Origin of the sequence: Variovorax sp. OAS795, from assembly GCF_040546685.1 — a bacterium.
Taxonomy (GTDB): Bacteria; Pseudomonadota; Gammaproteobacteria; order Burkholderiales; family Burkholderiaceae_C; genus Variovorax.
This window is the reverse complement of sequence record NZ_JBEPOH010000001.1, coordinates 3,288,285-3,306,816: the sequence shown is the minus strand read 5'-3', so window position 1 is coordinate 3,306,816 and position 18,532 is coordinate 3,288,285. Positions and strand designations below refer to the sequence as shown.

Below are 18,532 nucleotides of genomic sequence, written 5' to 3'. Positions count from 1 at the left end.
CGGGCGCGACAGCGGCAAGGGTTTTTTTCGTGTGCAAGACTGTTTGCTCTTGATAGATTCGAATGATCGGCAATCGTACTGCCCCACGCATCCACCCCCATGGCACTCATCCAATACCTCACGCAGATCCAGTTCGAGTTCGGCGCCATCAAGCTGCTGTCCAGCGAGTGCGCGCGCATCGGCATCACCCGCCCGCTGATCGTCACCGACGCGGGCGTGCGCGCTGCCGGAGTGCTGCAAAAGGCGCTCGACGCCATCGCCGATCTCGAGGTTGCGGTGTTCGACCAGACCCCGTCGAACCCGACCGAAGCCGCGGTGCGTGCGGCCGTCGAGTTGTACCGCAGCGCGCGCTGCGACGGGCTCATCGCCGTGGGCGGCGGCTCCGCCATCGATTGCGCCAAGGGCGTGGCGATAGCGGCCACGCATGAAGGCCCGCTCAAGACCTACGCCACCATCGAAGGCGGCTCGCCCAGGATCACCGACCGCGTGGTGCCGCTCATTGCGGTGCCCACCACCAGCGGCACCGGCAGCGAGGTGGCGCGGGGCGCCATCGTCATCGTCGACGATCACCGCAAGCTCGGTTTCCACAGCTGGTTCCTGATGCCGAAGGCAGCCATCTGCGACCCGGAGCTCACGCTCGGACTGCCGCCCAAGCTCACCGCCGCCACCGGCATGGACGCGATCGCGCACTGCATGGAAACCTTCATGTCGGCGGCCTTCAACCCGCCGGCGGACGGCATCGGGCTCGACGGCCTCGAGCGCGCATGGCTGCACATCGAACGCGCCACCCACGACGGCAGCGACCGAGAAGCGCGGATGAACCTCATGAGCGCGTCGATGCAGGGCGCAATGGCTTTCCAGAAGGGCCTGGGCTGCGTGCACTCGCTGAGCCACAGCCTGGGCGGGGTCGATCCGCGGCTGCATCACGGCACGCTGAACGCCCTGTTCCTGCCCGCGGTGATCCGCTTCAACGCGGGCGCCGAGTCGGTGCAGAAGGAGCAGCGGCTGCAGCGCATGGCGCGGGCCATGCACCTCGATTCGCCCGGCGATCTGGCCGAGGCCATCCGCGACATGAATGCGCGCCTGGGCATGCCCAAGGGCCTGGCCGAAGTGGGCGTGACGCCCGGCATGTTCGAGCAGATCATCGACGGTGCCATGGCCGACCATTGCCACAAGACCAATCCGCGGCTGGCTTCGCGCGACGACTACAAGGCGATGCTCGAAGCCTCGATGTAGGCCGGGGCCCGCGCCTTCCCGGCGCCTTCCCGGCCTATTCCGCCTTCACGCCCGCCGTACGGATCACCTTCGCCCACTTGGCCGTCTCGGCCGCAATGAAGGCATCGAACTCTTCCGGCGTGCTGCCCGCCGGGAACGTGCCCATGGCGTCCAGCCTGGCGCGCGTCTCGTCGCTCCTGATGATGCGCGACACCTCTTCGGACATGCGCTTGACGATGTCGCGCGGCGTGCCCGCGGGCGCCAGCATGCCGGCCCAGGTGCTGCCGGTGAAGCCCGCGAAGCCCTGCTCGATGAAGGTCGGCACGTCGGGCACCGCCGGCAGGCGCTTGTCGCCCGCCACACCGATGAGGCGCACCTTGCCGGCCTTGGCCTGGTTGATGAGCCCGGTGGGCGCATCGAAGAACAACTGGATCTGCCCGCCCATGAGGTCGGTCAGCGCAGGCACCGCGCCGCGGTACGGGATGTGGATCATGTAGGTCTGCGTGAGCGACTTCCACAGCTCGGTCGTCAGGTGCGCTGCCGATCCGTTGCCCGAGGAGCCGAAGCTCACCTTGCCGGGGTTCGCGCGCGCGTAGTCGATGAGTTCGCGCGCGGTCTTGAACGGCGCATCGACGTTGACCGCCGCCAGCAGCGGCGAGACGCCCATCAGCGAAACGCCGGTCAAGTCTTTCTTCGGGTCGTAAGGCAGCTTGGGATACAGCGTGGTGTTGGCCGCATAGGCCGCAATCACGACGCCGAAGGTGGTGCCGTCGGGCGCGGCCTTGGCGATGGCATCGACACCGATGAGGCTGTTGGCGCCGGGCTTGTTGTCGATCACCACGGGTTGGCCGAGCCGCGCCTGCAAGCCCACTTGCACCAGCCGCGCCATCTGGTCGGTGAAGCCGCCCGGCGTGTAGGGCACGATGATGCGGACTGGCTTGCCGGGCCACGTGCCCTGCGCGAACGTGGGCATCGGAACGGTTGCGGCGGCGGCCGCGGCAAGGGTGAATCGGCGGCGTGAAATTCGGGCCTGCGGCATGGGGGCGGCTTTCTGGAGAGCGAGGATGATCCGGTCATTCTCGAAGCCGCCGCGCACACGAAGCCTCAGGGTTTGCCCCGTCGAAAATTCAGAGCGGCAGCACGTCGGCCGTGCGGCCGGTCGCGAGCCAGGCCTCGAACTCGTCCGACAGCCGCTGTGCCTCGCGCGTCGCCCTGTGCCATGCGCCGATGCGCGCCTGCGGGTCGTTCGCAAAATGGATGAAGTCCTTGCGATCGGGCAGCTTGCCGTTCGGCAGCGAGCGTATCCAGTCGGCGTCGGGCGCGAGCACCACCATGCGGTCGAGAAAGCCGGTGGACTTGTGGCGCCAGCGCAGGCCCTTGTCGAGCCAGCCGGGCACCACCGCGCGTTGAAAGTGCGGATACAGCACGATGCCTTCGTCGGCCGGCTGGTAGTCCAGGTGCAGGTGGTAGTCGGTGATGCCACCGTCCCAGTACGCGCCGCGCGGAGCGCCGGGAATGTCGTGCACCGCGGCCAGCAGGAAGGGAATCGAACACGAGGCCTGCAGCACCAGGTTGAAGTTCTCTTCGCTGAGTGCATGCTGGCGCGTGCGGAAGTCGCTGGTGCCGAAAGGCAGGGCTGCGCCGGGCGTGGAGAACACGCAGCGTTCGAGCCATGCGCCCAGGCCCTTGCGGTACAGGCTGTTTGTGGCAAAGGCGCCCAGGTAGCCGAAAGGCGTGCGCGCCCTGCCCTCGCGTCCGAGGATGTGGCGCCCGCGCGAAGTCACCACGTGGAGCTGGTAGCGCGGATGGTCCAGCACCTCGCCGATGCGTCCGCCGTAGAAGTCGACGAGGCTCTGGGCAAAGCGCTCGCTCAGCTGCTTCGGGCTGAGCCGCTTCTGCCCTGGCGGCACATCGAACTGCTGGCGCACGTAGTCGTGCTCGAAGCGCTCGAAGGCCTGGAGGGGATCGGACAGGCAGGCCGTCGCCAGCCGCCACGCGCCGATCGATGCGCCGACCAGGTGCACCGGCTGGCTCGATTGCGTGAGCCAGCGACCGAAGATGAAGCGGTCGAGCGGCCCGAGCACCAGGCCCTTGGGCCCGCCCGCCGCACCCGGAATGGTGCGCACATCCTGCGGGCGCAGGCCGTTCGCCTCGATGTGCTTGCGGGCCGCGGGGCCGGCGTAGATGCGCAGGGCTTTCATTTCCTCATGCCGCGCTCGATCCGAACGGGTTGAAGACATCGACACCGAAGTCGGCAAAGTCGGCGACGTTGCGCGTCACGACCGTCAATGAATGCTGCTTTGCCGTTGCGGCAATCATGGCGTCTTCATACAGCGTGTTCGAACTGCGGTGCATCAGCCTGGCCCACAACCTGAACGTTTCCGCATCCATGGGCAGGACGTTGTAGGAGGCAGCGACCAGTGCGGCCCATTGCTCGATCTGATCCGCCTTGGCGGCATCCTGCTCGCGCGTGATCTCGATGCCGGCCTGGATTTCGCCGATCGTGACCGCGGAAAGATGCAGGTCGTTGTCGGCGATGGGTGCGAGCCATGCAACGACCGCGCCATGGGGACGAGGCCGGCGCAGTTCCGAGATGACGTTGGTGTCCAGCAGGTACATGCGGTTCGCCGTCATCGAATGGGCGTGATGCGGCGCCGGCGCGCCGCACCGCGCTGCGGCACGAGAAACTCGGTGCGTGCCTCGGCCGAGAGCAGCAACTCCTTCAGGGAGGGCTTGGCAGTGGCATGCAATCGCCGCCACTCTGCGGCCGGCACCAGCACGGCGGCCTCGCTCCCCCGCTTGGTGACCATTTGCGGGCCGTCTGCAAGACAAGCCTCGAGAAATTCGCTGAAACGCGCCTTGGCGTCCTGCACCGGCCATGTCTTCATTTGCGGCTCCTAATCAGACTAGTGTTCTGACTAGTTTAACCGATCGACTCCAGACTTGCCTGCACTACTTGCGCAAACCCTGCAGCTTGGCAAACGCACTCGCCATCTGCCCCGCGGGCTGGGGCGCGTTGTCGCGGCGCGCGCCTTGCTGCTGGCCACGGCTTGCGCCTTCGAAGCGGTTGTCGCGCGGTCCGTCGCGCCGCGCGGGTGCGGCGTCCAGCTTCATCGACAGGCCGATGCGCTTGCGCGCCACGTCCACTTCCATCACCTTGACCTTGACGATGTCGCCGGTCTTCACGACCTCGCGCGCGTCGTTCACGAACTTGTGGCTCAGCTGGCTCACGTGCACCAGGCCGTCCTGGTGCACGCCCAGGTCGATGAAGGCGCCGAACTGCGCCACGTTGCTCACGGTGCCCTCGAGGATCATGCCCTCGACCAGGTCCTTGATGTCGTCCACGCCATCGTTGAAGCGCGCTACCTTGAAGTCGGGGCGCGGATCGCGGCCGGGCTTCTCGAGTTCGCCGAGGATGTCCTTCACCGTGATGACGCCGAATTTCTCGTTGGCGAACAGCTCGGGCTTCAGCGTCTTGAGCATTTCGGCCCGGCCCATCAGCTCGGCGATCGGCTTGCCGGTCTTGACGATGATCTGCTCGACCAGCGGATAGGTCTCGGGATGCACGCCGGTGATGTCGAGCGGGTCTGCGCCGCCGCGGATGCGCAGGAAGCCCGCGCTCTGCTCGAAGGCCTTGGGGCCGAAGCCGGTCACGTCGAGCAGCTGCTTGCGCGTGGAGAAGGCGCCGTTCGATTCGCGCCAGCGCACCACCGCCTTGGCCACGCTGGCTGACAGGCCCGAGACGCGCGACAGCAAAGGCACGCTCGCGGTATTGAGGTCCACGCCCACCGAGTTCACGCAGTCTTCCACCACGGCCTGCAGCGTGCGCGCCAGTTCGCTCTGGTTCACGTCGTGCTGGTACTGGCCCACGCCGATGCTCTTGGGGTCGATCTTCACGAGCTCGGCCAGCGGGTCTTGCAGGCGGCGCGCAATGCTGGCCGCGCCGCGCAGGCTCACGTCCACGTCGGGCATTTCCTGCGATGCGAACTCGCTCGCCGAATACACCGAAGCGCCGGCTTCGCTGACCACCACCTTGTCGACCTGCATCTCGGGTGCGCCGGCCTGTGCGGCCATCTTGGCGAGCAGCTTGATGAGGTCCGCGGCCAGCTTGTCGGTCTCGCGGCTCGCAGTGCCGTTGCCGATCGCGATCAGGTTCACGCCGTGCTTGGCGCAGAGCTTGCCGAGCGTGTGCAGCGAGCCTTCCCAGTCCTTGCGCGGCTCGTGCGGGAACACGGTGGCGGTCTCGACCAGCTTGCCGGTGGCATCGACCACGGCCACTTTCACGCCGGTGCGGATGCCCGGGTCCAGGCCCATCACCACGCGCGGGCCGGCCGGTGCAGCCAGCAGCAGGTCGCGCAGGTTGTCGGCAAACACCTTGATCGCGACCTTCTCGGCGTCTTCGCGCAGGCGGGTGAACAGGTCGCGCTCGGTGGAGAGCGCCAGCTTCACGCGCCAGGTCCAGGCCACGCACTTGCGGATCAGGTCGTCGGCCGGCCGGGCGGCATGGCTCCAGCCCAGGTGCAGCGCGATCTTGCCTTCGGCGATGCTGGGCTTGCCGGGTTCCGGCTCCACCGGCAGCACCAGCTTGGCATCGAGGATTTCGAGCGTGCGCCCGCGGAACACCGCCAGCGCGCGGTGCGAAGGCACGCGGCCGATCGGCTCGTCGTAATCGAAGTAGTCGCGAAACTTCGCGACATCGGCGTTGTTCTCGTCCTTGCCGGCCATCAGCGTCGACTTGAGCAGGCCTTCGGCCCAGAGCCATTCGCGCAGGCGCTGCACCAGTGCCGCGTCTTCGGCCCAGCGCTCGGAAAGAATGTCGCGCACGCCGTCGAGCACGGCGGGCACGGTGGAGAAATCGGGGCCCGGCTTGCCGTCGTCCAGCGTGGTCGCGGGCTGCAGGAAGGCCTTGGCTTCGACGGCCGGGTCCAGCGTCGGGTCGGCCAGCAGCTTGTCGGCCAGCGGCTCGATGCCGAACTCGCGTGCGATCTGGCCCTTGGTGCGGCGCTTCTGCTTGAATGGCAGGTACAGGTCCTCGAGCTCCTGCTTGGTCGGCGCGAACTCGATTGCGGCGCGCAGCTGCGGCGTGAGCTTGCCCTGCTCGTCGATGCTCTTGAGCACCGCGGCGCGGCGGTCTTCGAGTTCGCGCAGGTACGAGAGGCGTGCCTCGAGTTCGCGCAGCTGGATGTCGTCGAGGCCGTCGGTGACCTCCTTGCGGTAGCGGGCGATGAACGGAACCGTGGCGCCGCCGTCGAGCAGCTCGATGGCCGCCTTCACCTGGTGCTCGCCCACCTTGATCTCGGCAGCGAGCTGGCGAATGATTTTCTGCATGTCTGGATGACGTCCCTGTCATGCACGCCCGGCAAGACCGGCGTGCTTGGCGAATAAAGCGTGGAAGTTTGCCATAGGGCCGGGAGCCGCCCGCCAGCGGCAACCCGCACAATCGATGCGGTGCCGACCCCTCATCCTCCCCCTTCGAGCCGCCCCGCTTCGGCCCTCGGGAAACTGCTGCGCGGCCTGTTGGCCGTGTGCCTGGTTCCCTTGCTGCTGTTCGAGGAATGGGGATGGGTGCCGCTCGCCGCCCTCGCCGCTCGCCTGGCGCGCCTGCCGCTCTGGAGCCGGGTCGAGAACTGGCTTCGCGGGCTGCCGCCGTGGGCCGCGTTGCTGGCCTTCCTGCTCCCGGTGCTGCTGCTGCTGCCGGTCAAGGTGCTGGCTCTCTTCCTGTTCGGCCGTGGCCACGCGGCCAGCGGCGTGACGGTGCTGATCGTCGCCAAGCTGATCGGCACCGCCTTCGTCGCACGCATCTTCCAGTTGGTCGAAGGCGCGCTCATGCGCATCCCGCTGTTCGCGCGCTGGTATCCGCGCTGGAAAAACTGGAAGGACCATGTGCTGGAGCGGGTTCGCGAGAGCCGGCCGTGGCGCGCGGTGCGCGCAATGAACCGTCGGCTTGCCAGGCAATGGCGGCGATGGCGCAAGGAGTGATCGCCTATTTTTACCCGGGTGTATTGCGCTTTTAATTTTACCCGGATAATATATGGCGCATGAACATGCCCCAGGAAACGAGGCGCGCCCTCGCAAGGAAATACAAGGAAACCGTCCGCCCCGCGGGCGTCTTTGCCATCCGCAACACGCTCAGCGGCCGCCTCTACGTGGCCGGCAGTCTCGACGTGGAGGGTGCGATGAACCGCGCCCGCTTCGAACTCGGCCTGCGCTCGCACCGCAACAAGGCGCTGGTTCGCGACTGGACCGCACACGGCGCCGCGAACTTCAGCTTCGAGGTGATCGACCGCATCAAGGAGCGCGACGACCCTGCCTTCGATCGCGCTGCGGAACTCGAGAAACTTCTTGTGCTCTGGCGCGAGGAGCTTCAGTGCCACGGCGACCGGGGCTACGACGCGCCATGAGCATCGATCCGCTGGACCTGTGCCTCAACATCGGCCGCGCCCAGGCCAGCCTGAACCTGAAGCTCCAGGAGCAACTGGGCGCCTTCCATGGCCTCGACTGCGAAGATTTCACGCTGCTCCACCGGCTCCTGGGCGCCGAAGGCGGCTGCATGCCGGCGGCCGACCTTGCGCGATCCCTGGGGTTGCCGATGTCGGCGCTGATTCGCAAAATGGTCCTGCTAGAAAAATCGGGCCTGGCCGAACGCACGGCCGGTGCGAATGGAAACGGCCGCCACGCGGCCATTCGCCCCGGTGGCAGAAAACTGATGCAAGCTGCCGTCACGACCGCCGAGGCCCTCTGCGCCGAAGCGGTGAAATCGCTGGCGCCCGAAAGCCTGCCGCAACTCAACGCTGCGCTCCTTGCGCTTTGCCATGGCGCGCCGCACGACCGAGCCGATCAACAGGTAGATTACGCACCTTTTCGACCGGCCTGAAGAACATAGAAATACATGCCACCCGACACACAACCCGGCAACCTGATTGTCTTCGCCGCCTTCAAGCGCATCGCCCAGGGAAGCACCGCCGAGGTGCTCGCTCAGTTGCGTGGCCGCACGGACGACACGCCCTACCTGGTGTTCGACGAACAGACCGGTGAACAGCGCGACTTCGACGTGCACGGCCGGGCCGGCGGCGTGGTGCCTGCGGCCAGCGCCGACGCCCTCGAAGAAACCCCGCGCGGCGTGGGACGCCCGAAGCTCGGCGTGGTCGCGCGCGAAGTCACGCTGCTGCCGCGCCATTGGGACTGGCTCAACCGCCAACCCGGCGGCGCCTCGGTCGCGCTGCGGCGGCTGGTCCAGGAAGCGAGCCGCGTCAATGCCGACCGCGATGGCGTTCGCGCATCGCGCGAAGCCACCTACCGCTTCATGACCGCGATCGCCGGCGCCCTGCCCGGCTTCGAGGAAGCCACTCGCGCGCTGTTCGCCGGCGAGCGCGACCGCTTCGAGGGGTTGATCGAATCCTGGCCCCCGGACCTGCGCACCCACCTTCAAAAATTGTCCGCCGCCGGCTGGAGCACCCCCGCATGAGAGCAACCTCCGAGACCGCAGCCACTGGCCAGCCTGCCCAAGCCACCCTGCGCGGCACGCCGGCCGCACCCGTGGGCGCACAGCGCGCGCTGTGGAAGACCTTCCTGTTCTTTCTTGCGCCGATGCTGCTCAGCAACATCCTGCAGTCGCTCTCCGGCACCATCAACAACATCTACATCGGCCAGATGATCGGCGTCGGCGCGCTGGCGGCCGTGTCGAGCTTCTTTCCGGTGATGTTCTTCTTCATCGCCTTCGTCATCGGGCTGGGCGCCGGTGCCTCGGTGCTGATCGGCCAAGCCTGGGGCGCACGCGATGTCGGCAAGGCCAAGGCCATCGCAGGCACCACGTTGTCCGTCGGCATGCTGCTCGGGCTGGCGGTGGCCGTGTTCGGTGGCGCGTTCACCACGCCGCTGCTGGCGTTCCTGGGCACGCCGCCCGACGTGCTGGCCGATTCCACGCGCTATGCCCGCATCATGCTGATCGCCATGCCGGGGCTGTTCGTGTTCCTGCTGTCCACCGCCATGCTGCGCGGGGTCGGCGACACGGTCACGCCGCTGCTCACGCTGATCTTCTCGACCGCGGCGGGCCTCATCGTCACGCCGGCGCTCATCCGCGGCTGGGGTGGCCTGCCGCAACTCGGTGTTGCAAGCGGCGCCTGGGCCACGGTGGTGGGCTTCGTGGCATCGACCCTGTGGCTGGGCTGGCGCCTGCGCCGCCGCGGCAGTCCGCTGGCGCCCGATGCCGAGCTCTTCCGCCACCTGCGCATCGACCCGAAGCTCTTGAAGGCGGTGCTCAAGGTGGGCGTGCCGACCGGCGTGCAGATGATCGTGGTCGCGCTCTCCGAAGTGGCCCTGCTCTCGCTGGTCAACAGCTACGGCTCCAGCGCCACGGCGGCCTACGGTGCGGTGAACCAGGTGGTGGCCTACGTGCAGTTTCCGGCCATTTCGATCGCCATCACGGCATCGATCCTTGGCGCGCAAGCCATCGGCGCAGGCCGTGCGGACCGGCTGGGCGCCATCGCCAAGACGGCGCTGCTGATGAACCTGGCGCTCACCGGCGGACTGGTGCTGCTGGGCTACCTGTTCTCACGGCACCTCATGGGATTTTTCATCACCAGTGCGCCGGTGATCGAGGTGGCGCAGTCGCTGCTGCACATCATGCTGTGGAGCCTCGTCATCTTCGGCATGGCCTCGGCGCTCTCGGGGATCATGCGGGCCAGCGGTTCGGTGCTGGTGCCCACGGCCATCTCGATTCTTTGCCTGATCGGCATCGAGGTGCCCGTGGCCTGGTTCATGAGCCATCGCATCGGGCTGGACGGCATCTGGTATGCCTACCCCGTGACCTTCGGGGCGATGCTGCTCTTGCAGACCGCCTACTACCGCCTGGTGTGGCGCAAGAAGGCGATCCGGCGGATGGTGTAGCCGGCGCGGCGGCGGATCATTCGCCGTCGAAGGCCCGCTTCACCTCCGCGATGTCGAGCTTGACCATCTTCATCATCGCCTGCATGGCACGCGCGGCCTTGGCCGGGTCCTTGTCCTGGAACATGCGCAGGATTGGCATGGGCGCAACCTGCCACGAGACGCCGTAGCGGTCGGTGAGCCAGCCGCACTGTACGGGCTGGCCGCCGCCTTCGAGCAGCTTGTCCCAGTAGCTGTCGACCTCGGCCTGCGTCTCGCACCGGACGAGCATCGAGATGGCCGGGGTGAACTTGTACTGCGGGCCGCCGTTGAGCACCATGAACTCCTGCCCGTCGAGCTCGAACATTGCGGTGAGCAGCGAACCCTTCAGGCTGGGGTTCTCGTCGCCCCAGAGCTGTTTGTCGGTCATGCGCGAGTTCGGAAAGATGCCGGTGTAGAACTTCAGCGCGTCTTCGCCGTTGCCGTCGAACCAGAGGCAGGGAACAATCTTCTGCATGGGATCTCCTGGGTGTTTAATGATGAACCTGAAGGTTCAGTATCAAGGCGGCATGCCGTGCCTGTCAACCCGCGGGGCCCCTGTCAGGAGGAAGTTTTCATGGGCGCGGGGGGCCTGCCGCCGATCATCAGCCACGCGCTCAGCGCACTGAGCACGGCCAGACCGGCGCTCAACAGCATCACCCAGCGGAACCCCGCGACGAAGGATTCGGCGACGGCGCGCTTCAAGGCCGCGGCCGTGGCCGGGTCCGCGCCGGGCGGCAGCGCGGCACCCGCGAGCTTGCTGCGCTCGCCCTCCAGAAACGACGAGACCTCGGCCGAGGCGCCCATGCCGCGCAGGCTCTCGGCCAACGCGGCGTCGAAGGCCCAGGCCATGACCACGCCGAACACCGCGATGGCCAGCACCGCGGCCGCGCGCGACACGGCGTTGTTGACGCCCGACGCCACGCCCGCCTGTTCAGGCCCGACGGCATTCATCACCGTGGTGGTGAGCGGCGCCACAGTCACGGTCATGCCGAAGCCGAGCACCACCACGGCGGGAAAGAAGCCTGTCCAGTAGCTCGCGCCGACACCCGGCACAGCGAACAATGCAAAACCCACCGCCGCAATCGCGGGGCCGATCACCAGCGGAAGCCGCGGCCCGAAGCGGTCGACCAGCTGGCCCGCCCAGCCCGAGAGCGCGAACATGATGAGGATGAACGGCAGCAGTGCGGCGCCGGCCACGGTGGCCGAGTAGCCCTGCACCTGGATCAGGTTGAGCGGAAAGAAATACAGGCCCCCACCCAGCGCCGCATACAGCAGCAGGGTCAGCAGGTTGGCGCCACTGAAGTTGCCGATGTGCAGCAGCGCCAGCGGCAGCATCGGCGTGCGCGCCTTGCGCTCGGCGGCAATGAAGCCCGCGCTGCCGGCGATGCCGATGGCCAGCGCCGCCAGCACGGCGGGTGAGTTCCAGTGCTGCGTGGGCGCCTCGATGAATGCATAGACGATGCCACCGAGGCCGGCGGTGGCCAGCAGTGCGCCGGCAAAGTCGAGGCCGCCGCTGGCCGACGAGCCGCGGCTTTCGGGCACGTGGCGCCACACGATCCACATCACGAGCAAGGCCATCGGCACGTTGATGAGAAAGGCCCAGGCCCATGAGAAATGGTCGACCAGGAAACCGCCGAGCACCGGACCCGCTGCCGCCGTGATGCCGCTGAACCCCGACCAGGTGCCGATCGCCTTGCCGCGCTCCTTCTCGGGAAATGCGGCGCTGATGAGCGCGAGGCTGCCGGGCACCAGCAAGGCGCCGCCGATCCCCTGCGCGGCCCGCGCGGCAATCAGCTGCTGCACATTGGCCGAGAGCCCGCACGCCACCGAGGCGATGGCGAAGATGCCGACGCCGATCGCGAAGATGCGGCGCCGGCCGAAGTGGTCGCCGAGGGCGCCGCCCACCAGCAGCAGCGCCGCCAGCAGCAAGGCATAGCTCTCGACCACCCACTGCGCCTGGAACGCCGTCGCGCGAAGGTCGGCCTGGATGGCGGGCAGCGCCACGTTGACGACCGTCCCGTCGATGAAAGCCATGCTCGAACCGACGATGGCCGCGGCCAGCACCCAGGGCTTGGAGGCATCGGGACAGGCGCTCTCCTGCGGCCCGGTGCCGTGCAGGATCAACGTGTCGTCACAGGGCGCCTTTCCGATCTGTGCCATGGTGATCTCCGATCTTTTCGACGGCGGACTTGCCGGAAGAAGAAAGAATCAGGGCGGGCACGCGGTCGCCGCCGGATTGGCCCGCGCCGCGTTCACGCTGCGCGCGATGGCCGCCGCCGCCGTCCCCGTGACGCGCTGCGCGCCTTCCGCCACGGCATCGATGCCGCTCGCAACCGGTTCGCCCACGTTCAGCTGGCACACCAGGGTGCGCGTCTCGTCGGATCGCCGCAGCGTCCAGCTGAAGCCCGCGTCCACCCTGCCCCCATCGACCGCATCGAACTGGCGCACCTGAACCGCGATGCGCCACACGGGCTGCGACGTCTGCCGTCCGCCCTTGGTCACATCGAGCGCACCGAGCCGCGCCGCGATGCCGCTGGCCAGCGCGTCCCGCAGTTCGTTCTCGAACGACGCGGCCCAGCGGTGCTGCTCGAGCACGTCCACCTGCACGCCGCCGTTGGCCTTGCCGACCACCATCTGCGGCCTCGCGAGCCGCTCGGGCACGGCCACCGGCGCCAGCTCGATGTAGACCGGTGCGGCGCTGCCGAGGGTCGATGGCGCGGCTTCGGCGGCCGGCACCGGGCTGGAAAGCGTGTAGTAGCTGTCGGGCTTGCTCGCGCAGCCGGCCAGGACAAGCAGCGCTGCCGCGGCTGCGGCTGCGCCGGGCAGGAACGGTGTCATCTTCTTCATTTCTTGTCGTCCGGTTTGCCGCGCAGCAGCGACTCGGGATGGCGTTCGAGGTAGTCGGTCAGCACGCGCACCGAACCCGCCGCGCGCGTCAACTCGCGCAGCGTCTGGCGCATGTCCTGCTGCAGCGGCGAATCGTCGGCCAGCGTGCGCTCGGCGCTGTTGACGGTCTTGCGCACGTCCTTCATGGCGGCGGTGAGCTCGGGCGTCACGTCGGTGTTGATGCGGGTCACTGCCTGCTCGGTGCTGGCCAGCGTCTTGTTGAGGGCCGCGAGCGTGGTGCGCAGGTCGGCGGCAATCTGCTCGTAGGGCACCTTGTTGAGCTTGCTGGCAATTTCCTGCACCTGCGACTGGATCTCGTCCAGGCTGTTGGCCACGGTGGGCAGCTCGATCGGGTTCTTCTCGAGATTGATCTTCGCGGGCGGCGCCTTGGGGAAGAAGTCGAGCGCGACATAGACCGAGCCGGTCAGCAGGTTGCCATTGCGCAGCTGCGCGCGCAGGCCCTTCTCGGTCAGGAAGCGCAGGCGCTCCTGCTGCGTTGCACGCGACTCCTCCCCGGTTTCGCCCGCGCGCCGGCGCAGCCGGTCGGGATACACCGTCACCAGCACCGGCATGCGGAACTCGCGCTCGGCGCGATCGAACTCCACGCCGATCGACTTGACCTCGCCGATCACCACGCCGCGGAAGTCGACCGGCGCTCCCGGCGAGAGGCCGCGCAGCGACTGGTTGAAGTACATGAGCAGCGTTTGCGGCGGACCGTCGGGCTCCTTCATGGCCGAGGTCTCGTCTTCCGCCAGCGTGAAGGCCGTGTTCTCCTTCGCGAGCGGCCCCATGGCGTCGTCGGGCGCCTTGAAGGCAATGCCGCCGAGCAGGATGGTGGCGAGCGATTGCGTGCGCAGCGTGAAGCCGCTGGCGCTCAGCTGCGCATCGATGCCGCTGGCCTGCCAGAAGCGCGTGTTGACGCCCACGAACTTGTCGTACGGCGCGTTGACGAAGATGCGCAGCGTCACGCCGCGGCCGTCGCCGTCGAGCTCATAGGCCGCCACCTGGCCGACCTTGATGCGCCGGAAGTACACGGGCGAACCCACGTCGAGCGAACCGATGTCCGTGGCACGCACCAGGAACTGCTGGCCCGAGGCGTCGCGCGTGACGATCGGCGGCACCTCCAGCCCCTTGAACTCGCTCGCGGTCTCCTGCGACACGCCCGCATCGGCACCGATGTAGGCGCCCGAGAGCAAGGTGCCCAGGCCGGAGATGCCGGAGGTGTCCAGGCGCGGCCGCACCACCCAGAAGCGCGAGTCCTCGGCGGTGAATCCCTCGGCCTCCTTGCTGAGCTGCACCAGCACGCGCACGTGCGAGCGGTCGCGTGCCAGCCGCAGGCTCTGCACCGTGCCGATCTGCACGTCCTTGTACTTGACGGCGGTCTTGTTGGCCTCCAGGCCTTCGGCGGTCTCGAAGGTCAGCACGATCTCGGGGCCGCGCGCCATCAGGATCCGCACGACCAGCATCACGCCCACGAGCGCGGCGACGATGGGAATGAGCCAGATCAGCGAAGGCAGCCACTGGCGCCGGCGCACCACGCGCGGCGGAGGCAGCCCCGCCGGGGCCGGTTTGTCATCGGGTCTGGCTTCTTCGTCACTCATGCTGGCTTTTCTTCCCTGTTGCCATGTGGCTGTTGCTCGCGTTTGCTCTCACCTTCGGCCTCCTGCTCTTGCCTGCTGTCCCATGTGAGCCGCGGATCGAAGCTCAGTGATGCGAGCATGGTCAGCACCACCACCGATCCGAATGCCGCAATGCCCACGCCCGCGTTGATGACCGCGAAACCCTGGATCTGCACCAGCCCGGTGAGCAGCGACACCACGAACACGTCGAGCATCGACCAGCGGCCGATGATCTCGATGATGTGATAGAGCCTGGCGCGCTCGGGCCGGCGCCAGCGGCTTGCGCGCTGCGCCAGCAAGGCAAGCAGGATCAATACCGTGAGCTTGAACAGCGGCACCAGGAAGCTCGCGATGAAGATGATGGCCGCTAGCCCGTAGGCGCCCGAGACCCAGAAATAGATCACGCCGCTCAGGATGGTGTCGTACTGCGCGCCGAACAGCGTGCGCGTGATCATCACCGGCAGCAGGTTGGCCGGGATGTACATGATGCAGGCCGCGATCAGGAAGGCCCAGGTGCGGCTCAGGCTGTAGGGCTTGCGCGTGTACAGGTGCGTGCCGCAGCGGCCGCATGGTTCACCCTCCTGTGCATCACGCCAGACGGCATCGCAATGCGGGCAGGCCAGGAGGCCGAGCGAGGCGGCGGTGGCCACCGGCGCTTCGTCTTCATCGCCTTCTGCCGGAAGCAAGGGGCCGATCACGCGGTCTCCTCCGCGGGCTCGCCGGGCGGCCGGAAGGTCATTTCCCAGAAGGCGTTGGGATTGAACGAGAGCACGGCCGTCAGCATGACGGTCAGCGCCACGAAGGCCCAGAGCGCCGGGCCGGCCACCACCGTGGCCATGCTCGACAGCTTGACGATGGCCACCAGCACGCCGAGCAGGAACACCTCGATCATTCCCCAGGGCCGCAGCATCTGCATGGCGCGCACCAGGATGGCGAAGCCGGCGGGCCGGTGCTCGCGCTGGAGCGGAACCAGCAGGTAGGCCAGGATGCACAGTTGCAGCAGCGGAAAAAGAAGCGTCGTTGCCAGCACCAGCAGCGCGACGATCGACATGCCCTCGGCGCTCAGCACCGCCACCGCGCCCGCGAGCGTGGTCTGGCTGCGCAGGCCCTGGAGCTCGATCTCGACGATCGGAAACAGGTTGGCAATGGCGAACATGATCAGGCACGCCACGGTGAGTGGCAGGATGCGGCGGTGCTGGTCCCCGGGGTGGCGATAGAGCTCGGTGCCGCAGCGGGCGCAGCGCGACACCTCGCGCGGCTGCAGGGGCGCACGGCTGAAGACCGCATCGCAGCCCGGGCAAACCACGGTATCAGGTACTTCCGTCATGGGGCCGTACCCTAACCTATTCAGCCGTGCGGCCCTGTCGTCTTCAGCCGCAGGCTGCTGAAAACCGCCGCCACGCCCGCACAGCACGCCGCCAGCACCAGCGCGACCACCGGCCCGCGGCCGCCGTGCGGCGTCCAGATGCTGAACACGCCCGCCAGCACCACCGCCCCCAGCGTCTGCCCCGTGAGGCGCGCCGTGCCCAGCATGCCGCTGGCTGCACCGCTGCGGTGCGCGGGCGGCGAGGTCACGATGGTGTGGTTGTTCGGCGACTGGAACAGCCCGAAGCCGAGGCCGCACAGCGCCATGCGCCAGGCGATGTCGGCATTGCCCGGCTGCGCCGGCAGCGCAGCCAGCAAACCCAGGCCGAGCGCCAGCAGGCCGAGCCCGATGCCGCCGAGCAGCCCGTCCGGGTAGCGCCCGATCAGCCGGCCCGCGACAGGCGCCATGGCCACGATGGCGAGCGGCCAGGCGGTGATGAGCAGCCCGGCCTCGATGTGGCTGCGGCCATACACCTCCAGCAGCAGGAAAGGCAGCGCGATATAGGCCAGCATCTGCGCGCAGAACGCGGCCACCGACGTGCCCATGGACAGCGCGAACACCGGAATGCGCAGCAGGTCGATGGGAAAGAGCGGCACCGCCAGGCTGCGCTGCCGACGGATATAGACCACGCCCACCGCCACGCCGGCCAGCAGGATCGCCCAGGCCATGGGCGACGGCGCGCCGCCCTCGCGCACGCCGAGCCGGTCGACGCCCAGGAACACCAGCGAGAACATCAGCACGTTCAGCGCCACGTCGAGGGGCGAGAACCGCAGCCCTGCTGCGGGCGCCACGCGGTTGAACGGCAGCGCCTTCATGCCCAGCACGAAGACGAGCAGCCCGAGCGGCACGTTGATCGCGAACAGCCACGGCCACGACGCCACCGAGAGGATGGCCGCGGCCACGGATGGGCCCGCCACCGACGAGGTGGCCACCACCATCGAGTTGATGGCCATGCCGCGCCCCAGCAAGGCCGACGGGAAGGTCAGCCGCACCAGCGCCGCGTTCACGCTCATGATGCCCGCCGCACCCAGGCCCTGGAAGGTGCGCGCGACGATCAGCGTGCCGAGCGAATCGGCAAAGGTGGCGCCGAGCGACGACACGGTGAACACCGCCATGCCCACCAGGTAGACCCGCCGATAGCCCACCAGGTCGCCCAGCGAGGCGAGCGGCAGCAGCATGACCAGGGTGGCGATCTGGTAGGCGTTGACCACCCAGATGGCGTGCGACGGACTGGCCTGCAGTTCCCGCGCGATGCCGGGCAGCGCGAGGTTCACGATGGTGCCGTCGAGCACCGCCACCATGATGCCCAGGATGATGACCAGCATCGCGCGGCGGCGCGCGGAGGGTTCCAGCCCGTCGACCGGCTGCAAGGCGTCGATGCTTCCGGGCGCCGCGGCTTCGGCGCCTGCGCGTGCGGTGTTCAAGCTTCCTGTGCCCCTTGCGTATGTGCCGTGGGCTTGCCTGTCGCGAAGGGAGCGATGGAAGAGAGCAGGCCCGGCAGCAAGGCCATCCTGAAGAACGGGGAAGAACGCATCGGACCGATTGTCGCCAAGGCCGGCAACCGGTGCAGGCGTGGGGTCGGCGGCCGGCTGTTGCTAATTCTGGTCGAAGAGTACGACCTTGGTATTCACGCCATTCACCTCATTCACGTCGACGCGTGCCTACCCCGCGCGAGACGGGGCCGCCCGCCAGGGGCAGCAGCAGTCTTGCCGGCATGGCTCTCGGCCCTTGTCTGCAGCTGCCTGTTGCGAGCCTCGATGGCCAGTGCCTTGGCTTGCTCGTAGCCATGGACCATCACGGAAAAGCCCGAGCTCATCTGTTTGTCTCCCACCCGCGTGGTCGCAATCCATCGCCGCGCACGCCCCTTCTTGTCGGTCAACAACGCAACGCCGGCGAGGCCCGACGTGTTGGTGGACAGGAGCGTGGCGCCGCGCGCAACAGCTTGGGGCAGCGTCTCCGGCGGGAGCGGCGGCGCGGCCCTGACAAGGGGCTCCCCCGGATGGATCCGCCGCAGGCCCGTCATCTGCTGCAGCTGCTTCTGGCGTTCGGCGATGGCAAGCAGCTTGGCCTCGACGGGACCGAAGCGGGCGACGCCAAAATACTTGCTGACGTGATTGCCCGTTCCCAGGTGTGTCTGCGCGATCCAGCCTGTGGGCTCGCCTTGCGCATCGCGCATGCAGCTCACACCGGGGATGCCCGACTTGTTGTTGCGCCGAACCTTTTCGGCGAGGCTCTGCCGCGACACGGGCGGGTGCTCTCTCACCATCTCGTCGCGCCAGGCCTGCGCCCGGAGAAGCGCTTCTTTTTCACCGCCGTAGATGCTGAAGCTGAACGACTTGTACAGGCAGACGCCCTCGCGCACGAGGCTGACAGCCCAGCTCCTGCCGTCGCTGCCGAGGCTGAGGCCGTACATGGCGGCCGCATGGAACACCCGGCCGCGGCTTTTTCGTGCGGCGGGCGCTTGTTGCGGCGGCGTGGTCGTGCTGCCGTCGCGTTCGTCGGATTTGCGGCCCGTGCCGCGTTCGCTCTTTGCCATGTCCGT

The 18,532-nt window shown here is 67.9% G+C and carries 19 protein-coding genes; 6 read left to right on the top strand and 13 right to left on the bottom strand.

The window, feature by feature from the left end:
- The first annotated feature begins 99 nt into the window (after positions 1-99).
- A complete protein-coding gene (gene gbd / locus ABID97_RS15955; RefSeq protein WP_354399419.1) occupies positions 100-1,236 on the top strand; it encodes a 4-hydroxybutyrate dehydrogenase in 1,137 nt (378 codons plus the stop codon).
- 34 nt (positions 1,237-1,270) lie between these two features.
- On the opposite strand, the gene ABID97_RS15950 is transcribed toward gbd, so the two are convergent.
- The 5 genes from ABID97_RS15950 to ABID97_RS15930 form a co-directional block, all read right to left on the bottom strand.
- Complete coding sequence (locus ABID97_RS15950; protein ID WP_354399418.1) at positions 1,271-2,254, bottom strand: tripartite tricarboxylate transporter substrate binding protein; 984 nt, start codon at positions 2,252-2,254, stop codon at positions 1,271-1,273.
- An 88-nt stretch (positions 2,255-2,342) separates the two neighbouring features.
- Entirely contained in the window at positions 2,343-3,416 is a 1,074-nt protein-coding gene (locus ABID97_RS15945; protein WP_354399417.1) for a patatin-like phospholipase family protein, read from the bottom strand.
- Between the two features lie 4 nt (positions 3,417-3,420).
- A complete protein-coding gene (locus ABID97_RS15940) occupies positions 3,421-3,834 on the bottom strand; it encodes a type II toxin-antitoxin system VapC family toxin (protein ID WP_354401777.1) in 414 nt (137 codons plus the stop codon).
- 11 nt (positions 3,835-3,845) lie between these two features.
- A complete protein-coding gene (locus ABID97_RS15935) occupies positions 3,846-4,103 on the bottom strand; it encodes a type II toxin-antitoxin system Phd/YefM family antitoxin (RefSeq protein ID WP_354399416.1) in 258 nt (85 codons plus the stop codon).
- 64 nt (positions 4,104-4,167) lie between these two features.
- Complete coding sequence (locus tag ABID97_RS15930; protein ID WP_354399415.1) at positions 4,168-6,543, bottom strand: Tex family protein; 2,376 nt, start codon at positions 6,541-6,543, stop codon at positions 4,168-4,170.
- Between the two features lie 120 nt (positions 6,544-6,663).
- Here ABID97_RS15930 and ABID97_RS15925 point away from each other — a divergent pair, with 120 nt between their 5' ends.
- Genes ABID97_RS15925 through ABID97_RS15905 form a run of 5 tightly spaced genes read left to right on the top strand, consistent with a single transcriptional unit; the run spans position 6,664 to position 10,101 of the window.
- Positions 6,664-7,194, top strand: coding sequence for a hypothetical protein (locus tag ABID97_RS15925; protein WP_354399414.1), 531 nt, complete (start codon positions 6,664-6,666; stop codon positions 7,192-7,194).
- A gap of 59 nt (positions 7,195-7,253) precedes the next feature.
- Positions 7,254-7,616, top strand: a complete 363-nt coding sequence (locus tag ABID97_RS15920) for a GIY-YIG nuclease family protein (protein ID WP_354399413.1) — start codon at positions 7,254-7,256, stop codon at positions 7,614-7,616.
- A complete protein-coding gene (locus ABID97_RS15915; RefSeq protein WP_354399412.1) occupies positions 7,613-8,089 on the top strand; it encodes a MarR family winged helix-turn-helix transcriptional regulator in 477 nt (158 codons plus the stop codon). The genes ABID97_RS15920 and ABID97_RS15915 overlap by 4 nt, the downstream gene beginning before the upstream one ends.
- Before the next feature lie 15 nt (positions 8,090-8,104).
- Complete coding sequence (locus ABID97_RS15910; RefSeq protein WP_354399411.1) at positions 8,105-8,680, top strand: DUF2239 family protein; 576 nt, start codon at positions 8,105-8,107, stop codon at positions 8,678-8,680.
- Positions 8,677-10,101, top strand: a complete 1,425-nt coding sequence (locus ABID97_RS15905) for an MATE family efflux transporter (protein ID WP_354399410.1) — start codon at positions 8,677-8,679, stop codon at positions 10,099-10,101. Before ABID97_RS15910 ends, ABID97_RS15905 begins: the two co-directional genes overlap by 4 nt.
- 16 nt (positions 10,102-10,117) lie before the next feature.
- Here the strand turns inward: ABID97_RS15905 and ABID97_RS15900 are convergent, their stop codons facing one another.
- The 8 genes from ABID97_RS15900 to ABID97_RS15865 all read right to left on the bottom strand — a co-directional run bounded on the left by ABID97_RS15900 (position 10,118) and on the right by ABID97_RS15865 (position 18,526).
- On the bottom strand, positions 10,118-10,594 hold the full coding sequence (locus tag ABID97_RS15900) for a VOC family protein (RefSeq protein WP_354399409.1): 477 nt from the start codon (positions 10,592-10,594) through the stop codon (positions 10,118-10,120).
- A gap of 83 nt (positions 10,595-10,677) precedes the next feature.
- Positions 10,678-12,279, bottom strand: coding sequence for an MFS transporter (locus tag ABID97_RS15895; protein WP_354399408.1), 1,602 nt, complete (start codon positions 12,277-12,279; stop codon positions 10,678-10,680).
- A 48-nt stretch (positions 12,280-12,327) separates the two neighbouring features.
- Positions 12,328-12,966, bottom strand: a complete 639-nt coding sequence (locus tag ABID97_RS15890; RefSeq protein WP_354399407.1) for a PqiC family protein — start codon at positions 12,964-12,966, stop codon at positions 12,328-12,330.
- Positions 12,963-14,606, bottom strand: a complete 1,644-nt coding sequence (locus tag ABID97_RS15885; RefSeq protein WP_354399406.1) for a PqiB family protein — start codon at positions 14,604-14,606, stop codon at positions 12,963-12,965. Before ABID97_RS15885 ends, ABID97_RS15890 begins: the two co-directional genes overlap by 4 nt.
- Positions 14,603-15,319: a paraquat-inducible protein A gene (locus ABID97_RS15880; protein WP_354401776.1), complete on the bottom strand. Its 717-nt coding sequence runs from the start codon at positions 15,317-15,319 to the stop codon at positions 14,603-14,605. The genes ABID97_RS15885 and ABID97_RS15880 overlap by 4 nt, the downstream gene beginning before the upstream one ends.
- A complete protein-coding gene (locus tag ABID97_RS15875; protein WP_354399405.1) occupies positions 15,319-15,951 on the bottom strand; it encodes a paraquat-inducible protein A in 633 nt (210 codons plus the stop codon). Before ABID97_RS15875 ends, ABID97_RS15880 begins: the two co-directional genes overlap by 1 nt.
- A gap of 20 nt (positions 15,952-15,971) precedes the next feature.
- Positions 15,972-17,414, bottom strand: a complete 1,443-nt coding sequence (locus ABID97_RS15870) for an MFS transporter (protein ID WP_503012775.1) — start codon at positions 17,412-17,414, stop codon at positions 15,972-15,974.
- A 221-nt stretch (positions 17,415-17,635) separates the two neighbouring features.
- Positions 17,636-18,526, bottom strand: coding sequence for an AP2/ERF family transcription factor (locus ABID97_RS15865; RefSeq protein ID WP_354399404.1), 891 nt, complete (start codon positions 18,524-18,526; stop codon positions 17,636-17,638).
- Positions 18,527-18,532 lie beyond the last annotated feature (6 nt).